This window comes from Streptomyces sp. CY-1, assembly GCF_047218265.1.
GTDB classification, from domain to species: domain Bacteria; phylum Actinomycetota; class Actinomycetes; order Streptomycetales; family Streptomycetaceae; genus Streptomyces; species Streptomyces niphimycinicus.
In genome coordinates, this window is sequence record NZ_CP178393.1 from 2,741,616 (window position 1) to 2,764,666 (window position 23,051).

Sequence of the window (23,051 nt, forward strand, 5' to 3'; positions counted from 1 at the left end):
CCACCTGGTGGCGGATCAGGAAGTCACCGGCGCCATCTTGTCGACGATGCCGGGGTTGGCGTCAATCCACTTCTGGACGCCCTCCTCCTCGTTGCCCTTACCGGCGTCCTGGATCGACGCCTCCAGGCTCGCGAGTTCCTTCTCGGTCATGTGCCACTTCTTCAGCCACCCGTTGAACTCGGGGAACTTCTTCGGGAAGTTCTTGTTGGCGAGCGTGTGGAGCTGGTTGCTGGCCCCGAACGCCTGCTTCGGGTCGGCGAGCTTGGTCAGCTTGTACTTGCTGTAGGCCCAGTGCGGGGTCCACAGGACGACCGCGACCGGCTCCTTCTTGGCGTACGAGCGCTCGAGCTGGGCCAGCATCGCGGGCGAGGAGCCGTCACTGACGGTGTACTCCTTGTCCAGGCCGTACGCCTTCAGCACCTTGCTCTTGAGTATCTTCATCTCGCCGGTGCCCGGCTCGATGCCGATGATCTTCCCCTTGAAGGTGGACGACTTGCCCTTCAGGTCCGCCAGGGACTTCACGTCCTTGACGTAGGACGGCACGGCGATCTCCAGGGAGGTCTTGTCGTACCACGACCCGACGTCGACCAGGTTCTTCTTGTATCTGTCCCAGTACTGCTTCTGGGCGACCGGCAGCCAGCCGTCGAACTCGACATCGACCTGCCCGGTGCTCATTCCGGTGAACATGGAGCCGACGTCGTACTGCTTGATCGACGGCTTGTAGCCACGCCGCTCGAGGACGTTCTTCCACAGGTAGGTGGTGGCGATGTCCTCGTCCCACGGGAAGTAGCCGATCTTCGGCGCGGCTCCGGCGTCCTTGCCCTTCTGCTCGCCGCCGGGCACCGGGGCCAGCTTGTTGACCAGGCCGGGGTTCTTCTTGAGCCAGGCGCGCACGCCCTCCTGCTCCTTGCCCTTACCGGCGTCCTGGATGGCCGACTCCAGGCTGGTGAGCTGCTTCTCGTCCAGCTTGAAGTTCTTGATCCACTTGGCGACCTGCGGGTTGTCCTTGGAGAAGCCCTTGCGCGCCAGGGAGTCGATGCGGTCGCCCTTGCCGAAGGCGCCCTTGGGGTCCTTCAGCTTGATGAGGTCGTACTTGTCGTACGCCCAGTGCGGGGACCACAGGGTGACCGCGATCGGCTCCTTCTTGGCGTAGGAGCGGTCCAACTGGGAGAGCATGGCCGCGGTGGAGCCCTTGACCAGGGAGAAGTTCTTGTTCAGGCCGTAGCCCGGCATGACCTTGTCCTGCATCAGCTTCATCTCACCGGCACCGGGCTCGATGCCGACGATCTTCTTCTTGAAGGTGCTGGACTTCTTCTCGAGGTCCTCCAGGGTCTTGACGCCCTTGACGTACGAGGGCACCGCGACCTCCAGGGAGGTGGGGCCGTACCAGGAGCCGAGGTTCTCCAGCTTGTCCTTGTACTTCGCCCAGTACGAGGCGTGGGTGGTGGGCAGCCAGGAGTCCGTCTCGAAGTCGATGTTGCCCGCGGCCATACCGGTGTACAGCGCGCCGACGTCGTACGACTGGACCTTGGGCTTGAAGCCGCGCTGCTCCAGGAGCTCCTTCCACAGGAAGGTGGAGGCGACGCCCTCGTCCCAGTTGATGTAGCCGATGTTGACCGACTGGCCCTTGCCGACGTTGGCGGAGACCTCGGGTCCCTTTTCGTCGTCGCCGAACATGCTCATGCCGCCCGCGACGAGTGCCAGGACGACGACGCCGACCATGGCGACGGAGGTCGCGGGGCGCCAGTGCAGCACCTTGAGGCCGCTGAGCGCCTTGGCCTTCTCCTTGGCCAGCGCACGGCGGGCCAGCGGGGAGACGCGCTGGTTGAGCGCGCTGGTCATCCGGTCCAGGTACATGGCCAGGATGACGACGGCGATACCGCCCTCGAAGCCCATGGCGACGTCGACGGAGCTGATCGCCTGGAAGACGGTGGAGCCCAGGCCCTCGGCGCCGACCATGCCGGCGATGACGACCATGGACAGCGCCAGCATGATCACCTGGTTGACGCCCGCCATGATGGTGGGCAGGGCCAGCGGAAGCTGGACGCGCAGGAGGGTGCGGCGCGGATGGGTGCCGAAGGCGTCGGCCGCCTCGACCAGCTCCGCATCCACCTGCCGGATGCCCAGTTCCGTCATGCGGACGCCCGGGGGCATCGAGAAGATGACGGTGGCGACGACGCCGGGGACCACCCCGAGGCCGAAGAAGAAGATGCCGGGGATCAGGTAGACGAAGGCGGGCATCGTCTGCATGAAGTCCAGCACCGGGCGGATCACGGCGCTCACCGCGCGGTTGCGCGAGGCCCAGATGCCCAGCGGCACCGCGAACACGATGGTGATCACACCGGCGACCAGCACCAGTGCGAGGGTGTTCATCGCCTCGCCCCACAACTCGATCGAGTCGATGAGGGCGAATCCCAGGAAGGCGAGCACGGCGGGCAGCAGCCCGCGCAGCCACCAGGCGAGCAGCGCCAGGATGCCCGCGAACAGCAGCGGCTCGGGGCCGCTGAGCACGGTGTTCAGCCCGTCGTACATGCCCTGGACGACGCTGGAGATGAAGTCGAAGAGCCAGCTCAGATTGTCTCGGAGCCAGTTGACGCCGGAGTTGATCCAGTCGCCGAGCTGAAGCCTAGGCACCGGTGATCACCTTCTTGGTGGCCTCGGGCGCGTCCGGGGTGTCACCGGCCGGCGGCTTCGCGCCGTCGGGTCCGGCGTCCGGCTCGCCGAGGACGGCGAGCAGCCGGGCGCGGGTGACGACGCCCACGAGCGCGCCGTCGTCGTCGGTGACGGCGACCGCGACGCCGCTGAGCGAACAGGGCCGGAACAGCTCGATGATCGGCGTGCTCTCGGGGACGGTGGCGGGGGCGGCCGCCAGCACGTCCTGCTCGGTGCGGAGCGTGGTGCCGTCGTCGGTCTTGCTGCCCAGGGCCTCGCTCGGTTCGGCCATGATCGCGCCGGCGGTGAGCACCCGGCTGCGGTCGACGTCCTGGGTGAAGGAGGCGACGTAGTCGTTGGCCGGGGTGACCAGGATGTCCTCGGCGGTGCCGATCTGGACGATCTTGCCGTCGCGCATCACGGCGATACGGTCGCCGAGCCGCATGGCCTCGTTCAGATCGTGGGTGATGAAGACGATGGTCTTCTTGAGCCGCTTCTGGAGCTGGAGCAACTGGTCCTGCATATCACGCCGGATCAGCGGGTCGAGCGCGCTGAAGGACTCGTCCATCAACAGCATGTCGGCGTCGGTGGCCAGGGCGCGGGCGAGGCCGACGCGCTGCTGCATACCGCCCGAGAGCTCATCGGGCCAGGACTTCTCCCAGCCGGCCAGGCCGACCATCTCCAGCGCCTCGGTGGCGCGCCGGACGCGCTCCTCGCGAGGCACGCCCTGCACCTCGAGGCCGTAGGCGGCGTTCTCCAGCACGCTGCGGTGCGGGAAGAGGGCGAAGTGCTGGAAGACCATGCTGATCTTGCGGGACCGCACCTCGCGCAGGTCCTTGGGGCTGAGCACGGTCAGGTCGTCGTCGTCGAAGAGCACGCGCCCCGCGGTCGGCTCCAGCAGCCCGTTCAGCATGCGCAGCAGCGTGGACTTACCGGATCCGGACAGACCCATGACGACGAAGATCTGACCCGCCTCGACGGTGAAGGACGCGTCGATGACCGCTGCTGTCGTCCCGCTCGCGCGGAGCTCTTCACGGTCCGCGCCGCCCTCGAGCCGCGCCACCGCCTCATCGGGTCGTCTGCCGAACACCTTGTACAGGCGTTCGGCTCGCAATGTGGCCACATGTACCTCTCAGATCGCACCAAAAAACGACCCGCCACCCCCGCCGGCGGGTCGTGGAGCGGCACGGCATCGGACCGCGGACCGCCGCAATAGTTGAAGTACTGAACGGGTTCGCTCCGGGGGCGCGCCTGCCCTGATCGGTTTGGCGTAAACCAAACGGTGATCCAGCTCACATTATCCCAGGAGTTCTGTCCGCCGGGTAGTGCATGATCGGGGGGTGACGCGACGCCTGATGCTCCTCGACACCGCCTCCCTCTACTTCCGGGCCTATTTCGGAGTGCCGGACTCGGTCCGGGCCCCCGACGGCACGCCGGTGAACGCCGTGCGCGGGCTCCTCGACTTCATCGCCCGGCTCGTCCAGGACCACCGCCCGGACGATCTGGTGGCCTGCATGGACTTCGACTGGCGCCCGGCCTGGCGGGTCGCGCTGATCCCCACCTACAAGGCCCACCGGGTCGCCGAGGAGGCCCCGGAGGGGGCCGGGGTGGACCAGGAGGAGGTGCCGGACACCCTCACCCCGCAGGTTCCGGTGATCGACGAGGTGCTCGACGCGATCGGCATCGCCCGGGTGGGCGCCGCGGACCATGAGGCCGACGATGTGATCGGCACGCTCACGGGCCGGGCGGGCGGCCCGGTCGACATCGTCACCGGCGACCGCGATCTGTTCCAGTTGGTGGACGACGAGCGCGGGGTGCGGGTGCTCTACCCCGTCAAGGGCGTGGGCACGCTGCAACTGGTCGACGAGTCCTACGTACGCGAGAAGTACGGCGTCGACGGGCGGGGGTATGTGGATCTGGCGCTGCTGCGCGGCGACCCCAGCGACGGGCTGCCGGGGGTGCCCGGCGTCGGCGAGAAGACCGCCGCCAAGCTGCTGGCCGCCCATGGCGACCTGGCCGGGATCATGGCCGCGGTGGACGACCCCGCCGCCAAGCTGACCCCGACCCAGCGCAAGCGGCTGGCCGAGGCGCGGCCGTATATCGAGGTCGCCCCGAAGGTGGTGCGGGTCGCCTCGGATGTGGCGCTGCCGGCCTTCGACCCGGCACTGCCGCGCTCGCCGCGCGACCCCGCAGCCGTGGAGGCGCTTACGGAACGGTGGGGATTGGGCGGATCTTTGCGCAGATTGCTGTCCACTCTCGAGGGATGAGCTGTTAAGTTAGGTATACCTAACTCTAGTTGATCAGGGAGTTGCCATGGCGGACCGTCCGGCCCGTAAGACGCGCACGCCGCATCGCGCACAGGTGGTGCGCACCGACCGGCTGACCCCGCATATGGTGCGGGTCGTCCTGGGCGGCGACGGCCTCGCCGACTTCCATGTGGGCGAGTGCACCGATCACTACATCAAACTGCTCTTCCCGACCGGGGGCGCCACCTACCCCGAGCCGTTCGACCTGGAGCGGATCCGCGCCGACTTCCCGCGCGAGCAGTGGCCGGTCACCCGGACGTACACGGTCCGGGCCTGGGATCCGGCGGCCCGCGAGCTGACGGTGGACTTCGTGACCCATGGCGACGAGGGACTGGCCGGGCCGTGGGCCTCCCGGGTCCAGTTGGGCGAGGAGATCCACTTCATGGGGCCGGGCGGCGCCTACGCCCCGGGCGCCGAGGCCGACTGGCATCTGCTCATGGGGGACGAGAGCGCGCTGCCCGCGATCGCCGCCGCGCTGGAGCGGCTCACCGACAGCCGGGCGGGCGGCGCGGCCGAGGTGCCGGTGCACGCGTTCATCGAGGTGGCGGACGAGGCGGAGGAGCTCAAGCTCACCGTGCCCGAGGGGGCCCGGGTGAGCTGGCTGCACCGGGGCGCCGCACCGGTCGGCGAGGCGCTGGTGGCGGCCGTCCGGGGGCTGGAGTTCCCGCCCGGGCAGGTGCACGCCTTCGTCCACGGGGAGGCGGGCTTCGTGAAGGAGATCCGCCGCCATCTGCGCCTCGAGTGCCAGATCCCGCGCGAGTGGCTGTCCATCTCCGGTTACTGGCGGCGCGGCCATGACGAGGACGGCTGGCAGGCGTCGAAGCGGGAGTGGAACCAGCAGGTCGAGGCGGAGCAGGAGACGGCGGGGCCCGAGGAGGCCGCAGCGTAGGACACCGCACCGCACCGTGGGTACGGCGGGCGGGTGGACGGCTGAGGCCGACCACCCGCCCTTTTGTGTCCAGGGGGCGCACAACGGCAGATACCACCATCCGAGGGGCTTTTAACCCTACTTACACATGAATACCGTGATGCACCAATTGCACCTGTCGCATCGTTCGTCCAGTCGCTTAAATCAATGACAGCGACATCGACGGCGCCCCGTGCTGTGGCGCCGAATCGCTTCCCAACGACGACCCGCCCCAGGTGCCGGCCCCGAGGCAACGGGTCTTCACGCGCCCTTCCCGCCCCACCGGACCGTGTCACACGGTCGCGGGCCTCGTCAGCCATCGGCTCGCTCTCCGCGCGCACCCTCCGGCACAGCGGCACGACCGAAGGAGAACGATCATGGCAACCATCACCTCCCTGGTGGATACGACCACCACCACCAACCAAGGCAAGGCGGGGGACACCGTCCAGATCAACGGCACCGCCATGGCCACCACGACGAGGGTGAACTTCGGTTCGGCGGCGGTCACTCCGACCTCCGTGACGGCCACTCAGGTCAGCTTCGTCGTGCCCAGCTCGGCGCCGTGTTCCGGACAGGTCTCCGTCAGCGTCACCAGCAACACCGGCGCCACCAGCAACTCACTGCCGTTCTTCGTCATCGCCGCGCCGACGACCACGGGGCTGAGCGTCACCTGTGTTCCGGCCGCCACCGGTGGCTCGGTGACGCTGTTCGGCACCAACTTCCTGACCGGGTCGCAGGTGGGCGTCGGCACCGTCGGGAACGTGGCGGTCACCCCCACCCAGCCCAGCCAGGTCACCTTCACCGCACCGGCCAACCCGGGCCAGGTCGGCACGGTCTCGACCCAGTCGGTGAACATCACCACGGCCGGCGGCACCAGCCCGGCGGGCACCACCCTGATCGACTACTACCTCACACCGGCCATCACCTCGGTGGCTCCCACGACCGGCACGGAGGGCGACCTCATCACGGTCACCGGAACCGGCTTCGTGAACGTCGACACCGTCACCTTCACCGACAGTGCCGCGGCCACCGTCACGGCGGACTTCACGCCCATCAGCGGCACCCAGCTCGTCGCCACCGTGCCCGCCGGACTCGCCACCGGCGCCGGGACCATCACGGTCCACACCTGTGGCGGCAACTCCAACGCCCAGGCGTTCACTGTCACCTGACCCTCCGGGACGACCGGGCACCGGGCACCGACGGCACGCACGCCCACCAAGTCGCCGCCGTCCGCGTCGCGTGGCACGGACGGGCGGCGGCGCCCCGCGCCCTGGCCGACGATCGCCGGCCGGGGCGCGGCCGTCCCAGACGGTACGAGAAGGAGAAGAGCGTCATGGCTCCCGTAGTGACCAGTGTCAGTCCCGCCCAGGGTGCTCCAGCGGGGGGTACCTCCGTCACCATCACCGGCACCGGTTTCTCCGGTGCCACCGCGGTCAGGTTCGGCGCCAACCTGGCCACCAATGTGGTCATCGTGAGCAGTACGCAGATCACGGCCAGAACCCCGGCGGGAAGCGGCACGGTGAAGGTGACGGTCACGGGACCGACGGGGACCAGCACCCAGAACGTGTTCTTTCTCTACGCGACGGTCGCGGCTCCGGTGCTCACCGCGCTCAGTCCGCCCTCGGGGCCCACCGGCGGCGGCAATACGGTCACCCTCACCGGCACCAACCTCACCGGCGCCACCCAAGTCCTCTTCGGCGCCACCCCCGCCACCATCCTCACCAACACCCCCACCCAAATCACCGCCACCGCCCCCGCAGGCACCGGCACCACCAACGTCACCGTCACCACCCCGGGCGGCACCAGCAACGCCCTCCCCTACACCTACACCACCACCCCCGCACCCACCATCACCACCCTCACCCCCACCTCAGGACCCACCTCCGGCGGCAACACCGTCACCCTCACCGGCACCAACCTCACCGGCGCCACATCGGTGAAGTTCGGGCTCAACTCGGCGACGATCCTGACCAATTCCGCCACCCAGATCACCGTCAGCGCGCCCGCCGGGCCGCCGTCGTCGGTCAGTGTCACCGTGACCACGGCCGGCGGGACCAGCAATCCGCTGTCGTACTTCTATATCGCCGCTCCCACCGTCATCGATGTGTCGCCGCACCTCGGCCCGGACACCGGGAACAACACCGTCACCGTCTTCGGCGGCAATCTGACGCTCACCACCGCCGTGAACTTCGGCGGGGTCCCGGCCACCGCCTTCACCGTGGTCTCCGACACCCAACTGACCGTGACCGCCCCGGCCGGAACCGGCACGGTCGTCGTCACGGTCACCACACCGGGCGGCACCAGCAATGGGGGCAGCGGGAATCCGTTCTACACCTATCTCGCGGCACCCGTCCTGACGAGCCTCAATCCGACCCATGGCCAGGACACCGGGGGCGACGCCGTCGTACTGACCGGTTCCAATCTCACCTTCACCGACGCGGTGACCTTCGGCGGGACCCCGGCCTCGTTCTCGGCGATCTCCGACACCCAGGTGGTCGCGACCTCCCCGGGCGGGGCGCCCGGCACGGTGAATGTGGTGGCCCACACCCCGGCCGGGAACAGCAACGCCCTGCCCTTCGTCTACGACCCCACCTGACGGGCACCCAAGCCCCCATGGGGAGGCCGCCGGTCAGCCGCAGGCCGCCGGGTCAGCCGAGGCCCGCCGGTCAGCCGACCGAGGAGTACGCCACGACCCCGCGCAGCAGCCCGTCGACCGCGCGGCGGGCGCTCCGCGCCACCGAGCCGTCCGGGGCCGCCGCGGCGATCTGGCCGAGCACATCGATCAGTTGCTTGGTCCAGCGCACGAAGTCACCGGCGGGCATGTCGATCTCCCGCAGCACCTCGTCGAGCCCATGGCCGGACGCCCAGCGGTAGGCGGCCCAGGCGAAGCCCAGATCCGGCTCGCGCTGCCCGACGCCCTCCGCCTGATTGATCTTGTGCTCCTCCTCGAGCGCGTCCAGCCGCCCCCAGATGCGGACCATCTCGCCGAGCGCGTCCTTGGCCCGGCCCGGGGGCAGTTTGGGCGGCAACGCGTCATCGGCCGTCCGTGCCTCGTAGACGAGTGCGGAGGCGCAGGCGGCGAGCTCGGCGGGGGGCAGCCCCTCCCAGACGCCCTCGCGCAGGCATTCGCTGGCCAGCAGGTCCAGCTCGCCGTACAGCCGCGCCAGCCGCTTGCCCACGTCCGTGACCTCGTCGCCGCGCAGATAGCCGAGCTCGCTCAGCAGGGAGCAGATCCGGTCGAAGGTGCGGGCGATGGTGTTCGTACGGCCCTCGATGCGCCGCTCCAACTGCCGGGTGTCGCGCAGCAGCCGGTGGTACCGCTCGCCCCAGCGGGCGTGGTCCTCGCGGTCGCTGCAACCGTGGCAGGGGTGGGCGCGGATGGCCGCGCGCAGCCGGGCGATCTCGGTGTCGTCGGCGGCGGCCGAGCGCTCCTTACGCCGCCGCCCCACATCGTGGTGACCGGCCTTGGTGCGCAGCGCGGAGGCCAGATCGCGGCGGGACTGGGGGCTGCGCGGATTGAACGACTTGGGGATCCGCATCCGGTCCAGCGGCTCGACCGGGACCGGGAAGTCGATCGACGCCAGCCGCTTGACCTGCCGCTCCGCGGTGAGCACCAGGGGCCGCGGCCCGTCGTGGTACTCCATGCCGCGGTGGCCGCCCACCCGCCCGGCGGGCAGCCCGGGGTCCAGCACCAGCGCCAGCCCGGCGAACTTGCCGGTGGGCACATGGATGACATCGCCGGGGCGGAGCTTCTCCAGGGCGACCGCGGCGGCCGCGCGCCGCTGGGCCGCGCCCTGCTTGGCCAGCTCGGTCTCGCGGTCCTTCAGCTCGCGGCGCAGCCGTGCGTACTCGTCGAAGTCGCCGAGATGGCAGGTCATGGAGGCGCGATAGCCCTCCAGCCCCTCCTCGTTGCGCTGCACCTGACGGGAGATGCCGACGACCGCCTTGTCGGCCTGGAACTGCGCGAAGGAGGTCTCCAGCAGCTCGCGCGAGCGGTGCCGCCCGAACTGGGAGACGAGGTTGACCGCCATGTTGTACGACGGCTTGAAGGAGGAGCGCAGCGGATACGTGCGGGTGCCGGCCAGCCCGGCGAGCGCCGCGGGGTCCATGGTGCGCTGCCACAGCACCACCGCATGGCCCTCGACATCGATACCGCGCCGCCCGGCCCGGCCGGTCAACTGGGTGTACTCACCGGGGGTGATGTCCGCGTGCTGCTCGCCGTTCCACTTGACGAGCTTCTCCAACACCACCGAACGGGCGGGCATGTTGATGCCGAGCGCGAGGGTCTCGGTGGCGAAGACGGCCTTGACCAGGCCGCGGACGAAGAGCTCCTCGACAACTTCCTTGAAGGTGGGGAGCATTCCGGCGTGGTGGGCCGCGATGCCCCGCTCCAGCCCCTCCAGCCATTCGAAGTACCCCAGCACATGGAGGTCTTCGTCGGGGATCCCGGCGGTGCGCTCCTCGACGAGGGCCCGCACCCGGGCGCGCGCCGCCTCGTCGTTGAGCCGCAGCCCGGCGTGGAGACACTGCTGGACGGCGGCCTGGCAGCCGGCCCGGCTGAAGATGAAGGTGATGGCGGGGAGCAGCCCCTCGGAGTCGAGCCGGTCGATCACCTCGGCCCGGCCGGGGGTCCAGATCCGGCTGCGCTGACGGCGCTCCCGCTCCCGGTCGGCCTCGCGCATATTGCGGCCACGGCGCTTGTCGCGGCCGAAGGTGGGGCGGCTGCTCTCCATCCGGGCCAGCCGGACGAGATCGGGGTTGACCTCGCGGCGCCCGCTCTGATCGCCGTCCCGGCCGCTCTTCTCCTCGAACAGGTCGTACATCCGGCGCCCGGCCAGGACGTGCTGCCACAGCGGCACCGGGCGGTGCTCGGAGACGATGACCTCGGTGTCACCGCGGACGGTGTCGAGCCAGTCGCCGAACTCCTCGGCATTGGAGACGGTCGCGGAGAGTGACACCAGCGTCACCGACTCGGGGAGATGGATGATGACCTCCTCCCAGACGGCGCCCCGGAACCGGTCGGAGAGATAGTGGACCTCGTCCATCACCACATGGCCGAGGCCGAGCAGCGACTGGGAGCCGGCATAGAGCATGTTCCGCAGCACCTCGGTGGTCATCACGACCACCGGGGCATCGGAATTGACGCTGTTGTCCCCGGTGAGGAGACCGACCTTGTCGGCGCCGTAGCGCTTCACCAGGTCGGTGTACTTCTGGTTGGACAGCGCCTTGATGGGCGTGGTGTAGAAGCACTTGCGACCCTGGGTCAGCGCCAGGTGGACGGCGAACTCGCCCACGATGGTCTTGCCCGAGCCGGTGGGGGCGGCGACCAGCACGCCCTTGCCGGACTCCAGGGCCTTGCACGCCTCGATCTGGAAGGGATCCAGCTCGAAGTCGTACATCTCGCGGAAGGGGGCCAGCGCGGTGGCCTGCTCGGCGGCCCGGGCGCGGGACGCCGCATAGCGCTCGGCGGGAGATAGCTCGTCGGTCATCGTATCTACGAGCCTACCGGCCACCTCCGACAGCGCACGCGATCTTTATCGGGGCTTTGTTCGGCCCGCCGGGGCTTTGTTCGGCCTCACCGGGCCGGGACGGGGCCATGAACGGCGGCCCCGCCCGTCCCGGGAGCGGTTACGGACGGCTAGGTGACGTCGTCGTAGCCGTTGCGCCGGGGGGTGCCGCCGGGGTCGTCCCCGTCGGTGAGCTCCGGCCTGGCGCTGGGCGCGGCGACGGCCTCGGGGGTCAGATCCAGATCGGACGCCTCGTCGTCGCTCAGGCCGAAGTCCGGGTCGGCGGCCCGGCGGCGCGCCTTGCGCCGGTCGTTGGCCAGGGCGACGCCGACGGCGCCGAAGTAGAGCACGACGACCGGCCCGGCCAGGGCGAACATGCCGACCGGGTCGGTGCTGGGGGTGGCGATGGCGCCGAAGACCGTGATGCCCATGATCATGGCGCGCCACCAGCCGAGCATCCGGCGCCCGGTGAGCACGCCGGTGAAGTTCAGCAGGATCAGCAGCAGCGGCAGCTCGAAGGCGACACCGAAGACGAGGACCATCCGGGACAGCAGATCGAGGAAGTCGTCCAGCGGGAGGAGGTTGTTGGCCCCCTCCGGGGTGAAGCCGATGAGGACCTTGGCGCTGGTCGGAAGGATCATGTACGCGAAGTACGCGCCGGCGACGAAGAGCGGCACGCCGAGCCCGACGAAGAACAGGCCGTACTTCTTCTCGTTGCGGTGCAGCCCGGGCGCGAGGAAGGCCCAGAGCTGGTAGAGCCAGATCGGGGTGGCGACCACCAGCCCGGTCGTGAAGGAGACCTTGAGCATGATCGTGAACGGCGACAGCAGACCGTTCACGGTGAAGTAGGCGCAGTCGTGCCCCTTGCTCCCCTTGCCGGAGAGATCGGACAACGAGACCCCGCCACAGCCGACGGCGTCCAGCACCGGCTGCATCAGGAATTTGGCGATGTCCATGTAGTAGAACATCGCGACGATCGTGACCACACAGATCGCCAGGACGGACTTGAGCAACCGGTTGCGCAACTCACGCAGGTGCTCAGCCAGGGGCATCCGCCCCTCGGGGTCCTTCTCCTTCGTGCGGGCAGACTTGAGCAACCCACGTCCTCATCTCGTGCGTCCGGTGGCGGCCTTCCAATGCCGCCGCCTTCAAGTGGCCCTGGGTCAGCGCTTGGTGGTGTCGCTCGGCTCCGATACCGGGCGCGAGCTGGTCACGTCGCCGGGCGCGGCCTGGATCGTACGGTGGGTGGAGTCGTCCTGGCCGGGCTGGGGCGGGTCGGCCGGCGTGGTCTGCTGCTGCTGACCATCCGCCTTCATGGCCTTCGCCTCGCTCTTGAGGATCCGGGCGGACTTGCCCAGCGAGCGGGCCATGTCCGGAAGCTTCTTGGCACCGAACAGCAGCAGCACGACGACAAGGATGAGGAGAATCTCGGGAACGCCGATCTTTCCGAACAGCATAAGCGTCTTCCTTCTCACCGAGGCGGCTGGGGGTGGGGCTGCCCGACCGGTCGGACAGGTGTCCGGCAGCCGTGCTGTCTGCGATCGTAGCGCGCGGGGGTAAACCGGAAGCAATCCCCGTGCGGACTCCGGGTTGCGACCCTCCGCCTCGCTACCAGGGCCGCGAAATCTCAGCGTACCCCGCTCGGCTGTGCGGCAGCAGAGCGCCCATCACCTGCGGACCCCACCTTCTGGCGCGGGGCGGGCTCCCACTCGCGACGCGAGCGGTTCTCACTCGCGACGCAGAGCGTCCACCGTTGATCCCAGCGGGGCCGAGGCCCGCTCCAGGTCCTCGGCGGCCCGGGTGATCCGCTGCGAGCTGTCCGACACCTGCCTGGCCAGCCTGCGGACCTCCGTGTGGACCCGCACCGAGAGCACGGCGAGTACGGCGATTCCGCAGAAGGCGAGGGCGAGGGCGAGCATCGGCCAGAGCATGCGGCAGAGCCTAGACGGTGGAGTGCAGCCGCAGCGTGCGCACCCCGCCACCGGTGAGCAGCTCCACGATCCGCTCCCCCGCCGGTTTGCGCACCATGGTTCCGCAGTCGGGGCAGGTGAAGGAGTAGAAGGTGGTGCGGTCGCTGGCCCCGATGGCCAGCCGCAGCGCGCCCGCGGCCAGCTCGAACCGGCCCCGGCACTCCGGACAGGCTGCCTTGAAGACAACCGAAGCGGCACTCCCCCGTGCGGTCACTGTGTGCGTCCCTTCACTCACCGTACGCCGCGAGCGCCTGCCGCGCCGCGTCCCGGGCACTGTCCGCGAGACCCTGCGGCGAGACGATCCGGCCGTCCCTGCCCAGCCGCAGCGCCAGGCGCCGCAGCGAGCCGGGGTCGGGCGCGCGCAGGGTGATCCTGAGGCCGCCGTCGGGCAGCTCCTCCGCGCTGTCGTGCGGGTAGTACTCGGCGACCCAGCGCCCGCCGGGGCCGACCTCGACGACCACCTCGGGGTCCTCGGCACCGGTCTGCACCAGCGCGGAGGACAGGTCCGACAGATCGCGCAGCTCGATCGGCGGCGGATCGGACGCCTCGTCGAGCAGCTTGATCTCGACGACCCGGTCGAGCCGGAAGGTGCGCCGCGCCTCGGAGAGGCGGCACCACGCCTCCATATAGGTGCGGCCCACGGCGAAGAGCCGGATCGGGTCGACCTCGCGCTCGGTGATCTCGTCGCGCGCGGGTGAGTAGTAGCGCAGCCACAGCCTGCGGCGCTCGGAGATGGCGCGGTCGACGTCGGCGAAGACACCGCCCTCCGACTCGAAGATCACCGAGAGCCGGGAGCTGGCGCCCGCCACCTCGCCCGCCGCGGCCTCCAGCTTGGCGGTGGCCCGCAGCAGCGCCTCTCGGTCGCCCTCGCGCAGCCCGGGGAGGGTGGCGACGGCGCGGGCGGCGACCAGCAGCGCGGTGGCCTCGTCGGCCGCCAGCCGCAGCGGCTCGGCGACATCGTCGGGGTTGTGCCACCAGATCCGCTCCCCGTCGGTGTCGATGTCCAGCAGATCGCCGCCGCGGAAGCTGGTGCCGCACAGCGGCAGCACATCGAGGTCGGCGATCAGCTCGTCCTCGCTGATGCCGAAGGCCCGGGCGACATCGGCGACGCGGGCGCCGGGGCGCTCGCGCAGATATGTCACCAGGGAGAGCATCCGCCGGGTCTGGTCAATGGCGTTTCCGGCCATGATGAAGTGATCCGTCCCCTCAGCCCTTGGCGACCGCTCGCAGCCGGTCCACGACATCCGCCCGCAGTTCCTCGGGCCCCAGTACGACCACGTCCGGGCCGAACTCCACGAGCCAGGCGTCCAGGCCGTGCCCGTAGGGAATCTCCAGCTCGTCCCAGCCGTCACCGGCCGACCGGGTGGACAGCGCCTTCGCCCGCAGCGGATAGCCGTGGCCCGAGCGCAGCCTGATCCGGGCGGTGGCGGTGGCGGTCTCACCCGCCCAGGTCTCCACGGTCTCCCGGACGGTGACGTGGTCGGGCACCTCGGCGGTGAACGCGTCGGACCGCAGCCGGACCCGGCCGGTGATCCGGGAGAGCCGGAAGACTCGCTCGGCGGCGCGCTCGCGGTCCCATCCGGCGAGATACCAGTGGCCGCGCCAGGACTCCAGGGTCCAGGGCTCGACCTCCCGCGGCTCGGGGCGCGCGGCGTTCGACTTGCGGTAGTCGAAGAGCACGGGGCGGCGGTCGCGGCAGGCGAGCATCAGCGGCTCGAAGGCGGCCTCATGGACCGGGATGCGCGGCTCCAGCGCGCTGTGCCCCGGCGTGTCGTACGGATCCTCGGCGACCGGCATCCCGGCGGCGCGCAGCTTCTGAAGCGCGCCGCTGGCGGCGCCCGCGAGCCGGGCCTGCTGCCAGACCTTGGCGGCGAGGCCGAGCGCGGCGGCCTCCTCGGCGTCGAGGGTGATCGGCGGGAGGCGGTTGCTGTCCCGGCGGGCGAGATAGCCGATCTCGCCGTCGAGGCCCTCCACCGTCTCGATGATCAGGCCGAGTTCGCGCAGATCGTCCTTGTCGCGCTCGAACATGCGGTTGAACGCTTCATCGTTCGCCGCGTCGGTCTGGAGGTACGCCTCTATGGAGCCCCGCAACTCCCGTTTGGTCAGCGGACGCCGCGTTCCCAGCAGGCACAGGGCCAGGTTCATCAGCCGCTCGGCCTTGGCAATCGCCATCGACGCCCTTTCTTCGTGACCTTACGCACGTGACCGTACCGCTACCGGGACGCGCGGCAAAAGCCGAGGGCCCCCGCCCATTGGCAGGAGCCCTCGGCGCGATGGACCGTGGTCTCAGACGGAGATCAGATCGCAGACGAAGATCAGCGTCTCGCCCGGCTTGATCCGGCCGCCGCCGGCGCCCCGGTCGCCGTAACCGAGGTGCGGCGGGACGATGAGCTGCCGGCGACCGCCGACCTTCATCCCCTGGAGTCCCTGGTCCCAGCCGGAGATGACCTGGCCGACACCGAGCTGGATCCGCAGCGGGGTGCCGCGGTTGTAGCTCGCGTCGAACTCCTCACCTGTGCTGAAGGAGACGCCCACATAGTGCACGGCGATGTTGTCGCCGGCCTTGGCCGCGGGCCCGTCGCCCTCCCAGATCTCCTTGATCTCCAGCTCGGCCGGCGGTTCGCCGCCCGGGAAGTCGACCTCGGGCTTCTCGATGCTCACGAAATTGCTCCTTGTGACGTTGTGGGCAACCCGCACAGGCTACAGAACCGCCAGGATGTCCACGGAGAACACCAGCGTGGAGTTGGCGGGGATGCCCTTCTGGGCCGCCTTGCCGTAGCCCAGGTCCGGGGGCACGACGACCAGCACCCGGCTGCCGACCTTCTTGCCGGTGAGCCCCTGCGACCAGCCCTTGACGACCTGCTGGAGCGAGAACTGGGCGAGCTCACCGCGCTTGTAGGTGGAGTCGAACTCCTTGCCGCCGTCCCACAGCACGCCCTTGTACTGGACGAGCAGCGCGTCGGTCTTCTTGACCTCCTGGCCGTCACCCTCGATGACGTATTCGGAGACCAGCTTCTTCGGCGCGGCCTTCTTGGGGAGGGTGATGGTGGGCGCCTTGCCGTCGGTGTTGGTGGACACCTTGGGCAGGTCGGCGTCGGTCTGCTCCACCTTGCTGCCCTTGGCCGAGCTCTTGGCGTTGAAGGCGGCCACGAGGTCGATGACGAAGACCAGTGTGTCGGTCCCCTTGATACCGGCCTGCGGCTGGCCCTGCTTGCCATAGGCATAGGCGGGCGGGACGGCAAGCTCCAGCCGGCTGCCGAGGTTCCGGCCCAGCAGTCCCTGATCCCAGCCGGGGAGGACCTGGCCCTTGCCGATCGGGAAGGCGGCGGTCTTCTTCTTGTCGAAGGTGTTGTCGATGACCTTACCGGTGTCCCAGATCTGCGCCAGGTAGTTGATCTGGACCCAATCCCCCTTGACCGTCTTCCTGCCGTCCCCCTGGCTGATCGTCTTGACCGCGAGATCCTGCGGCGGCTTCCCCGTGCCCTTGGCGACCTTCGGCTTCTCACCGAACTTCTTACCGGCGGTAATGGGCGGCACCGGTCCGGAGACGATCTTGCCGCTGGGGGCCGGTGAGGGACTCTGGTTCGTCGGCTCCTGTGACGGCTTGGTCTTGTCGGACCCTGATTTGTCGTCACCACAGCCCGCGAGGGTCAGCAGGCCCGCGGGCACGGCAAGGAGTACGGAGCGTCGGCGCACGGAGTCCTCGTTAAGTAGATCTTGCGATGGCCAATGCGCGCCACTCTACGACGTGACTCGGGCCCCGTCCGGAGAACGCACGGGGCCCGAGGACAAGGTAAGCCGTACGCCGGTCACATACCGGCGATGAGTTTCTCCACCCGGTCATCGACCGAACGGAACGGGTCCTTGCACAGCACGGTGCGCTGCGCCTGGTCATTGAGCTTCAGATGTACCCAGTCGACGGTGAAATCGCGGCGCTGCTCCTGGGCCCGGCGGATGAAGTCGCCGCGCAGCCGGGCGCGGGTGGTCTGCGGTGGCACCGACTTGCCCTCGAAGATTTTCAAGTCGTTGCAGACCCGGGCCGCCTGACCGCGCTTCTCCAGCAGGTAGTAGAGACCGCGGCGGCGGTGGATGTCGTGGTAGGCGAGGTCTATCTGGGCGATCCGCGGATGGGACATGGTGATGTTGTTCTTGGCCCGGTACCGCTCGATGAGCTTGTACTTCATCACCCAGTCGATCTCGGTGCCGATCCGGTCGAGCTCCTCGGTGCGGATCGCGTCCAGGGTGCGGCCCCACAGCTCGAGGACGCGCTCGACCATGCCGGTGCGGATGCCACGGCGCTCGCAGAAGTCGACGGCCTTCTCGTAGTACTCCTGCTGCACTTCCAGGGCGGACGCCTCGCGCCCGCTGGCGAGCCGCACCTTGCGCTGCCCGGTGATGTCATGGCTGACCTCGCGGATGGCCCGGATGGGGTTCTCCAGGGTCAGGTCACGCATCACGGTGCCCGCCTCGATCATGCGGAGCACCAGATCGGTGGCGCCGACCTTGAGCAGCATGGTGGTCTCGGACATGTTGGAGTCGCCCACGATGACATGCAGCCGGCGGTAGCGCTCGGCGTCGGCGTGGGGTTCGTCGCGGGTGTTGATGATCGGCCGGGAGCGGGTCGTCGCGGAGCTGACGCCCTCCCAGATGTGCTCGGCGCGCTGGCTGACGCAGTAGACCGCGCCACGCGGGGTCTGGAGCACCTTGCCGGCACCGCACAGCAACTGCCGCGTCACCAGGAACGGGATGAGAATGTCGGCGAGCCGGGAGAACTCGCCGTGCCGTGCCACCAGATAGTTCTCGTGGCAGCCGTAGGAGTTGCCCGCGGAGTCGGTGTTGTTCTTGAAGAGATAGACGTCGCCCGCGATTCCCTCCTCGTGCAGGCGACGCTCCGCGTCCACGAGCAGACCCTCGAGAATGCGCTCGCCTGCCTTGTCGTGGGTGACCAGCTCGGTCACATTGTCACACTCGGGGGTTGCGTATTCCGGGTGCGAGCCCACGTCGAGATAGAGGCGGGCGCCGTTGCGCAGGAAGACATTGCTGCTGCGGCCCCAGGAGACGACACGGCGGAAGAGGTAGCGCGCCACTTCGTCAGGAGACAACCGGCGCTGTCCCCTGAATGTGCACGTGACGCCGTACTCGTTCTCCAGCCCGAAAATGCGGCGGTCCATGCCTGAACATTACGCCTGATGGCGTGCTCTGAAACCGGGTTCGACGGCACGGTTGCGATCATTTTCCGCCCGGGGTTCATCCGGTGTTGGGTGAACGGTCGGCCGGACGACGGGGCGTGGCCGGTCCTGGAGGAACCGCCGGGCGGCCAGCAGCACCGCCAGCGCGGCCACTCCACCGGCCGCGGGCACCGCGAATCCGGGGGCCACTCCGCCGAGCTGGACCGCGGGCCCCGCCACGGCGGTGCCGACCGCGTTCCCCACCACGAACGTGGTCACCAGCCAGGAGAACGCCTCGGTGACCGTGCCGGTGGGCGCGTGGCGGTCCACCACGACGAACGCGCAGGCCAGCGCCGGAGCCAGGAACACCCCCGCCACCCCGGCGAGGACGGTCATCATGACGACGCCCGGCACCAGCATGAGCGGCAGATAGCCGAGTGCCAGCGCGGCCACCAGCAGCCGCAGCCGCCGTTCGGGCGTGCCGGGCCAGGTGCGGCCGCCGTAGACGATGCCGCCGGCCAGCGCGCCCACGCCGAGGGCGGAGAGCAGCGCGCTGGAGACCGCGCCGCCACCGTGCTCGTCGGCGTACGCCACCGCGGCCACCGCGATCGCGCCGAGGGCGAGCCCGATGAAGAAGAACGACCCGAGCAGCACCAGCAGCCCCGGCGAGCGCAGCGCGCCCAGCCAGTGCGCCTCGCGCGGCGCCGACCGCCACTGCCGCGAGGGGCCGGAGACCACGACCCAGAGCGCGCCCGCGACCCCGATGGCGTTGATGACCAGCAGCGCGGCCGCCTCGGACCACACGGCCACGCTCAGCGTGACCAGCAGCGGGCCGACGGCGAACATCACCTCCTGGGCCACGGCGTCCAGCGCGTACGCCGCGTGCACCTGGTCCTCGCGCCGCAGCACCGAGGGCCACAGCGCCCGTAGCCCGCCCTCCAGCGGCGGGGTGAACAGCCCGGCGATCAGCATCGCGGCGTACGCCACGGGCAGCGGATCGAGCCCGACGACGGCGAACAGGACCATCCCGAGCGCCGAGGCCACGGCGGCGGGGAGCATCACCCTGGGCTGGCCGAAGCGGTCCACGGCCCGGCCCAGCATCGGCTGGCCCACCGCGTTGGCCACGCCGTAGACGGCCGACAGCCCGCCGGCGAGGGCGTAGCTGCCGCCCTCGGCACGGGCGAAGAGCAGCACGGCCAGGGCGGCGGTGGCGTTCGGAAGCCGTCCCAGCAGCGTGCCGACGAGCAGCCGTGCCGCGTGCGGGGTGCGCAGCAGTTCCCCGTAGCCAGCCGCCATTACCTGCCCCTTCCTTGCCAGGCTCCGCTTCAGGTCCTGCTCCAGGTCCGGCGGATTCCTGTGGGTTGTCGCGAGCGCGTCGCGGGTGCGGCGCGGGTCGTGTGTGACGTTGTACGTATAACTGCCAGCGTCATACGTACCATGGCCGCCACCGCGGGTCCACTCGCGGACCGAAAATGAGCAGCCGGCGGCGAGACGCGTGGTGGCGGAGGGAGCGGAGGCGATGGTGGCGAGCGCGGACCGCGCCCACACGGCGGACGGGGCCCCCGGGAAAGGTCCCCGGGGAACCGGCCGGACGGGTGAGTCCGCACGGCACGAGGGCCCGGGCGGCAGCGGCACGGCCGCGGGCCCGGGGGCCGGGACGGCCGCGGGCCCGGGGGCCGGGACGGCCGCGGACCCGGGAGCCGGCACGGCCGCGGACCCGGGAGCCGGCACGGCCGCGGACCCGGGAGCCGGCACGGCCGCGGACCCGGGAGCCGGAGCAACCGCTCGTCCGGGGGACACGATGGCCGCGGGCCCAGGGGCCGGAGCAACCGCTCGCCCAGGGGGCAGGGCAGCCGCGGGCCCGGGGGCCGGAGCAGCCGCTCGCCCGGGGGACACGACGGCCGCGGGCCCAGGGGCCGGAGCAACCGCTCGCCCAGGGACCGGGACGGCCGCGGGCCCAGGGAGCGGAGCAGCCACGAGCCCAGGGGGCAGGGCAGCCGCGGGCCCGGGGGCCGGAGCAGCCGCTCGCCCGGGAGGCGCGGCGGACGCGGGCTCAGGGATCGGAGCAACCGCTCGCCCGGGGAGCGAGGCTGCCGAGGGCCCAGTCGCCGAAGCAGCCGCAGGCCCAGGGAGCGCGGCGGCCGCGGGACCGGGGGCCGGAGCGACCGCGGGACCGGGGGCCGGAGCGGCCGAGGGACCGGGGGCCGGAGCGACCGCGGGACCGGGGAGCGGAGCAGCCGCTCGTCCGGGGGACGCGGCGGCCGCGGGACCGGGGGGCGCGGCCGCGGGGCGGCCGGTCGGGGGGCGGGCTACGAGCCGGGACGTGGCGCGGCTGGCGGGTGTGTCCCAGGCGACCGTGTCCCTCGTACTCGGCGAGAAGTGGTCCGGACGGGTCTCCGAGCGCACCGTGGAGGCCGTACGGGCCGCCGCGCGCGATCTCGGCTACCGCCCCAACCTCGCGGCCCGCAGCCTCCGTCTGGGCCGCACCAGGACCGTGCTCATGGTGGTGCCCGCCCTGACGACCGAGTTCTTCGCCCGCGTCTACACCGGCGCCGAGCGGGTCGCCGCCGACCACGGCTTCGGGGTGGTGCTCTATCCGTCCCCCGAGGGCGTGGGCCCGGCCCGGGACCCCTTCGACTCGGCGCGCGCCTCGCTCGACGGGGTGATCGCCTCCTCCATGGCGGCCGACGCGCTGGTCGCGGTGCGCGGCGGCGGGCTGCCGCTGGTGATGCTGGACAGCGATCCGGACGACGCGGCCGCGGCGGCCACGGTCAACCTCGACATCGCGGACGGGGCGCGGCAGGCGGCGGGGCATCTGCTGGCACTCGGGCACCGCCGGGTGGCCCATCTCGCGGCGGCGGTGGACTCCTGGACCTTCGAGGTGCGCGCCCGGGCCCTGGCGGAGGCGATGGACGAGGTCCCGGGCACCTCGTTGGGCACCGAACCGGCGGGGCTGACCGTCGAGGAGGGCCGCCGGGCCGCCGAACGCGTCCTGGCCCGCCCCGGGCCCCGGCCGACCGCGCTCGTCTGCGACGACGACATCCTGGCCGCGGGCGCCTGCAAGGCGGCCCGGCGGCTGGGGCTGCGGATCCCGGACGACATCTCGGTGACCGGCTTCGACGATCTGGCGCTGGCCACGGCGGTGGAACCGGAGCTGACCACGGTGCGGCTCCCGGCGGAGGCGGTGGGGGCGGCCGGTATGCGGGCCCTGATGACGCTTCTGGACGGCGAGACGCCCCGGGACACCGTGCTGCCCGTCGAGCTGATCCCCCGGGGCTCCACGGCCCCTCCCCCACGGTCCTGACCGGCCTCGGGGCCGCCTCTCCGGTCGTTGCGCGGCCTACGGGGTGTCCGGTGGACCACGCGGCGGAGCCGCATATCGACGCTTTCCCCTCCCCGCCCCTTCCCGATACCAGGGGCTCCGCCCCTGGACCCCGGGGTCTGGGGCTCGGAGCCCGGGGCAGAGCCCTGCCACGCGGCGGAGCCGCATATCGATGCCGCCGGACGAGTCGGGGAAGCGGGCGGCCTGCCAGCCTCTGCCCGGTAGCGGGGGCTCCGGGGTCCGGGGCGGAGCCCCGGTTCGGGAAGGGGCGGGGAGGGGAGCAGGCCGCCGCAGGCGTCACGGTCCGCCGGACGCTCCTGGGCGCGGGGGCCGTGTGGGCTCGTCGCCGCCACAACGCCGCCGCCCGCCGCCACAACGTCGCCGCCGCCCCGGGTGGGCCCGGGGCGGCGGCGACGGAGAAACGAACGGCGGCGGCCGGGTCAGTCCTCGGACTCCGAGGTGGACTCCTCGGCCCCGTCGGCGTCGGACGACGCCTCCGAGTCCGCGGCGCCCTCTCCCGACTCCAGGAGCCGGGAGAGCTGGCCGCCCAGGACGCGCTTGAACTTGCGCTTCTGGGGCCGGTTGCGGTCCAGGACCGCTACCTCGAGCTGCTCGGCGGTGAGGCTGCGCTCCCCGCCGTTGTTGTCGCGGGAGAGCGAGTCGACGGCCAGCTTGAGAGCCTCGGCGAGGGTCATGCCGTCCCGGTGGCGCTGGTCGAGATAGGTGCTGATCTGGTCGGCGTTGCCACCGACGGCGACCGAGCCGTGCTCGTCCACGATGGAGCCGTCGTGCGGGAGGCGATAGATCTGGTCGTCCTCGGGGCCCTCCCCGACCTCGGCGACGATCAGCTCGACCTCGTACGGCTTCTCGGCGGCACTGGAGAAGATCGTGCCCAGGGTCTGGGCGTAGACATTCGCCAGCCCGCGGGCCGTGACATCCTCACGGTCATAGGTATAGCCACGCAGATCGGCGTAACGGACACCGCCGATGCGCAGATTCTCGAATTCGTTGTACTTACCGACCGCCGCGAAGGCGATCCGGTCATAGATCTCGCTGACCTTGTGCAGCGCGCGGGACGGGTTCTCCGCAACGAAGACGATGCCGTCGGCGTACTGGAGCACGACCACGCTGCGGCCGCGTGCGATGCCCTTCCGGGCGTATTCGGCGCGGTCGGCCATGGCCTGCTGAGGAGAAACATAGAACGGCGTCGTCACCGGCT

19 protein-coding genes are annotated in these 23,051 nt (G+C 70.6%); 5 read left to right on the plus strand and 14 right to left on the minus strand.

The window, feature by feature from the left end; genetic code table 11:
• Positions 1-15 precede the first annotated feature (15 nt).
• Together ACK1X7_RS11755 and ACK1X7_RS11760 are read right to left on the minus strand one after the other, a co-directional pair.
• A complete protein-coding gene (locus ACK1X7_RS11755) occupies positions 16-2,634 on the minus strand; it encodes an ABC transporter permease/substrate binding protein (protein WP_390793893.1) in 2,619 nt (872 codons plus the stop codon).
• Entirely contained in the window at positions 2,627-3,775 is a 1,149-nt protein-coding gene (locus ACK1X7_RS11760) for a quaternary amine ABC transporter ATP-binding protein (RefSeq protein ID WP_385145042.1), read from the minus strand. The genes ACK1X7_RS11755 and ACK1X7_RS11760 overlap by 8 nt, the downstream gene beginning before the upstream one ends.
• A gap of 232 nt (positions 3,776-4,007) precedes the next feature.
• Here ACK1X7_RS11760 and ACK1X7_RS11765 point away from each other — a divergent pair, with 232 nt between their 5' ends.
• From ACK1X7_RS11765 to ACK1X7_RS11780, 4 genes are all read left to right on the plus strand, one after another.
• A complete protein-coding gene (locus ACK1X7_RS11765; RefSeq protein WP_413116872.1) occupies positions 4,008-4,919 on the plus strand; it encodes a 5'-3' exonuclease in 912 nt (303 codons plus the stop codon).
• A gap of 46 nt (positions 4,920-4,965) precedes the next feature.
• Complete coding sequence (locus ACK1X7_RS11770) at positions 4,966-5,847, plus strand: siderophore-interacting protein (protein ID WP_413115067.1); 882 nt, start codon at positions 4,966-4,968, stop codon at positions 5,845-5,847.
• A gap of 395 nt (positions 5,848-6,242) precedes the next feature.
• Entirely contained in the window at positions 6,243-7,034 is a 792-nt protein-coding gene (locus ACK1X7_RS11775; RefSeq protein ID WP_385145046.1) for an IPT/TIG domain-containing protein, read from the plus strand.
• Positions 7,035-7,198: 164 nt separating this feature from the next.
• Positions 7,199-8,461 (plus strand): IPT/TIG domain-containing protein, encoded by a 1,263-nt coding sequence (locus ACK1X7_RS11780; protein WP_413115068.1) that lies wholly within the window; start codon positions 7,199-7,201, stop codon positions 8,459-8,461.
• Positions 8,462-8,531: 70 nt separating this feature from the next.
• Here the strand turns inward: ACK1X7_RS11780 and ACK1X7_RS11785 are convergent, their stop codons facing one another.
• The 11 genes from ACK1X7_RS11785 to ACK1X7_RS11835 form a co-directional block, all read right to left on the minus strand.
• A complete protein-coding gene (locus tag ACK1X7_RS11785; protein ID WP_390793890.1) occupies positions 8,532-11,354 on the minus strand; it encodes a DEAD/DEAH box helicase in 2,823 nt (940 codons plus the stop codon).
• A gap of 149 nt (positions 11,355-11,503) precedes the next feature.
• Positions 11,504-12,469, minus strand: coding sequence for a twin-arginine translocase subunit TatC (gene tatC, locus ACK1X7_RS11790; RefSeq protein ID WP_216343274.1), 966 nt, complete (start codon positions 12,467-12,469; stop codon positions 11,504-11,506).
• Between the two features lie 66 nt (positions 12,470-12,535).
• Positions 12,536-12,826 carry a Sec-independent protein translocase subunit TatA gene (gene tatA, locus ACK1X7_RS11795; RefSeq protein WP_361501884.1) on the minus strand — a complete coding sequence of 97 codons (291 nt, stop codon included), beginning with the start codon at positions 12,824-12,826 and terminating at the stop codon, positions 12,536-12,538.
• Between the two features lie 273 nt (positions 12,827-13,099).
• Entirely contained in the window at positions 13,100-13,303 is a 204-nt protein-coding gene (locus ACK1X7_RS11800; protein ID WP_385155741.1) for a hypothetical protein, read from the minus strand.
• Positions 13,304-13,313: 10 nt separating this feature from the next.
• Positions 13,314-13,556, minus strand: a complete 243-nt coding sequence (locus tag ACK1X7_RS11805; RefSeq protein ID WP_014059501.1) for a hypothetical protein — start codon at positions 13,554-13,556, stop codon at positions 13,314-13,316.
• 13 nt (positions 13,557-13,569) lie between these two features.
• Positions 13,570-14,529 (minus strand): helix-turn-helix transcriptional regulator, encoded by a 960-nt coding sequence (locus ACK1X7_RS11810; RefSeq protein WP_119986468.1) that lies wholly within the window; start codon positions 14,527-14,529, stop codon positions 13,570-13,572.
• A gap of 19 nt (positions 14,530-14,548) precedes the next feature.
• Entirely contained in the window at positions 14,549-15,514 is a 966-nt protein-coding gene (locus ACK1X7_RS11815) for a helix-turn-helix transcriptional regulator (RefSeq protein ID WP_413115069.1), read from the minus strand.
• 114 nt (positions 15,515-15,628) lie between these two features.
• A complete protein-coding gene (locus ACK1X7_RS11820; RefSeq protein ID WP_216343276.1) occupies positions 15,629-16,003 on the minus strand; it encodes an FKBP-type peptidyl-prolyl cis-trans isomerase in 375 nt (124 codons plus the stop codon).
• 39 nt (positions 16,004-16,042) lie between these two features.
• On the minus strand, positions 16,043-17,038 hold the full coding sequence (locus ACK1X7_RS11825) for an FKBP-type peptidyl-prolyl cis-trans isomerase (RefSeq protein WP_385155735.1): 996 nt from the start codon (positions 17,036-17,038) through the stop codon (positions 16,043-16,045).
• A 113-nt stretch (positions 17,039-17,151) separates the two neighbouring features.
• A complete protein-coding gene (gene pafA / locus ACK1X7_RS11830) occupies positions 17,152-18,513 on the minus strand; it encodes a Pup--protein ligase (protein ID WP_014059506.1) in 1,362 nt (453 codons plus the stop codon).
• Positions 18,514-18,522: 9 nt separating this feature from the next.
• Positions 18,523-19,806, minus strand: a complete 1,284-nt coding sequence (locus tag ACK1X7_RS11835) for an MFS transporter (protein WP_385155731.1) — start codon at positions 19,804-19,806, stop codon at positions 18,523-18,525.
• A 1,027-nt stretch (positions 19,807-20,833) separates the two neighbouring features.
• Here ACK1X7_RS11835 and ACK1X7_RS11840 point away from each other — a divergent pair.
• Positions 20,834-21,814, plus strand: a complete 981-nt coding sequence (locus tag ACK1X7_RS11840; RefSeq protein ID WP_382962205.1) for a LacI family DNA-binding transcriptional regulator — start codon at positions 20,834-20,836, stop codon at positions 21,812-21,814.
• 458 nt (positions 21,815-22,272) lie between these two features.
• Here the strand turns inward: ACK1X7_RS11840 and prcA are convergent, their stop codons facing one another.
• On the minus strand, positions 22,273-23,046 hold the full coding sequence (gene prcA / locus ACK1X7_RS11845) for a proteasome subunit alpha (RefSeq protein ID WP_382962207.1): 774 nt from the start codon (positions 23,044-23,046) through the stop codon (positions 22,273-22,275).
• Positions 23,047-23,051: the final 5 nt, after the last annotated feature.

What these genes read in the sequence shown, in the direction of transcription:
- ACK1X7_RS11765 (WP_413116872.1), top strand. Translation starts at nt 4,008, where the DNA reads ATGCTCCTCGACACCGCCTCCCTCTACTTCCGGGCCTATTTCGGAGTG.
- ACK1X7_RS11815 (WP_413115069.1), bottom strand. Translation starts at nt 15,514, where the DNA reads ATGGCGATTGCCAAGGCCGAGCGGCTGATGAACCTGGCCCTGTGCCTG.
- ACK1X7_RS11810 (WP_119986468.1), bottom strand. Translation starts at nt 14,529, where the DNA reads ATGGCCGGAAACGCCATTGACCAGACCCGGCGGATGCTCTCCCTGGTG.
- pafA (WP_014059506.1), bottom strand. Translation starts at nt 18,513, where the DNA reads ATGGACCGCCGCATTTTCGGGCTGGAGAACGAGTACGGCGTCACGTGC.
- ACK1X7_RS11775 (WP_385145046.1), top strand. Translation starts at nt 6,243, where the DNA reads ATGGCAACCATCACCTCCCTGGTGGATACGACCACCACCACCAACCAA.
- ACK1X7_RS11785 (WP_390793890.1), bottom strand. Translation starts at nt 11,354, where the DNA reads ATGACCGACGAGCTATCTCCCGCCGAGCGCTATGCGGCGTCCCGCGCC.
- ACK1X7_RS11770 (WP_413115067.1), top strand. Translation starts at nt 4,966, where the DNA reads ATGGCGGACCGTCCGGCCCGTAAGACGCGCACGCCGCATCGCGCACAG.
- ACK1X7_RS11800 (WP_385155741.1), bottom strand. Translation starts at nt 13,303, where the DNA reads ATGCTCTGGCCGATGCTCGCCCTCGCCCTCGCCTTCTGCGGAATCGCC.
- ACK1X7_RS11835 (WP_385155731.1), bottom strand. Translation starts at nt 19,806, where the DNA reads ATGGCGGCTGGCTACGGGGAACTGCTGCGCACCCCGCACGCGGCACGG.
- ACK1X7_RS11780 (WP_413115068.1), top strand. Translation starts at nt 7,199, where the DNA reads ATGGCTCCCGTAGTGACCAGTGTCAGTCCCGCCCAGGGTGCTCCAGCG.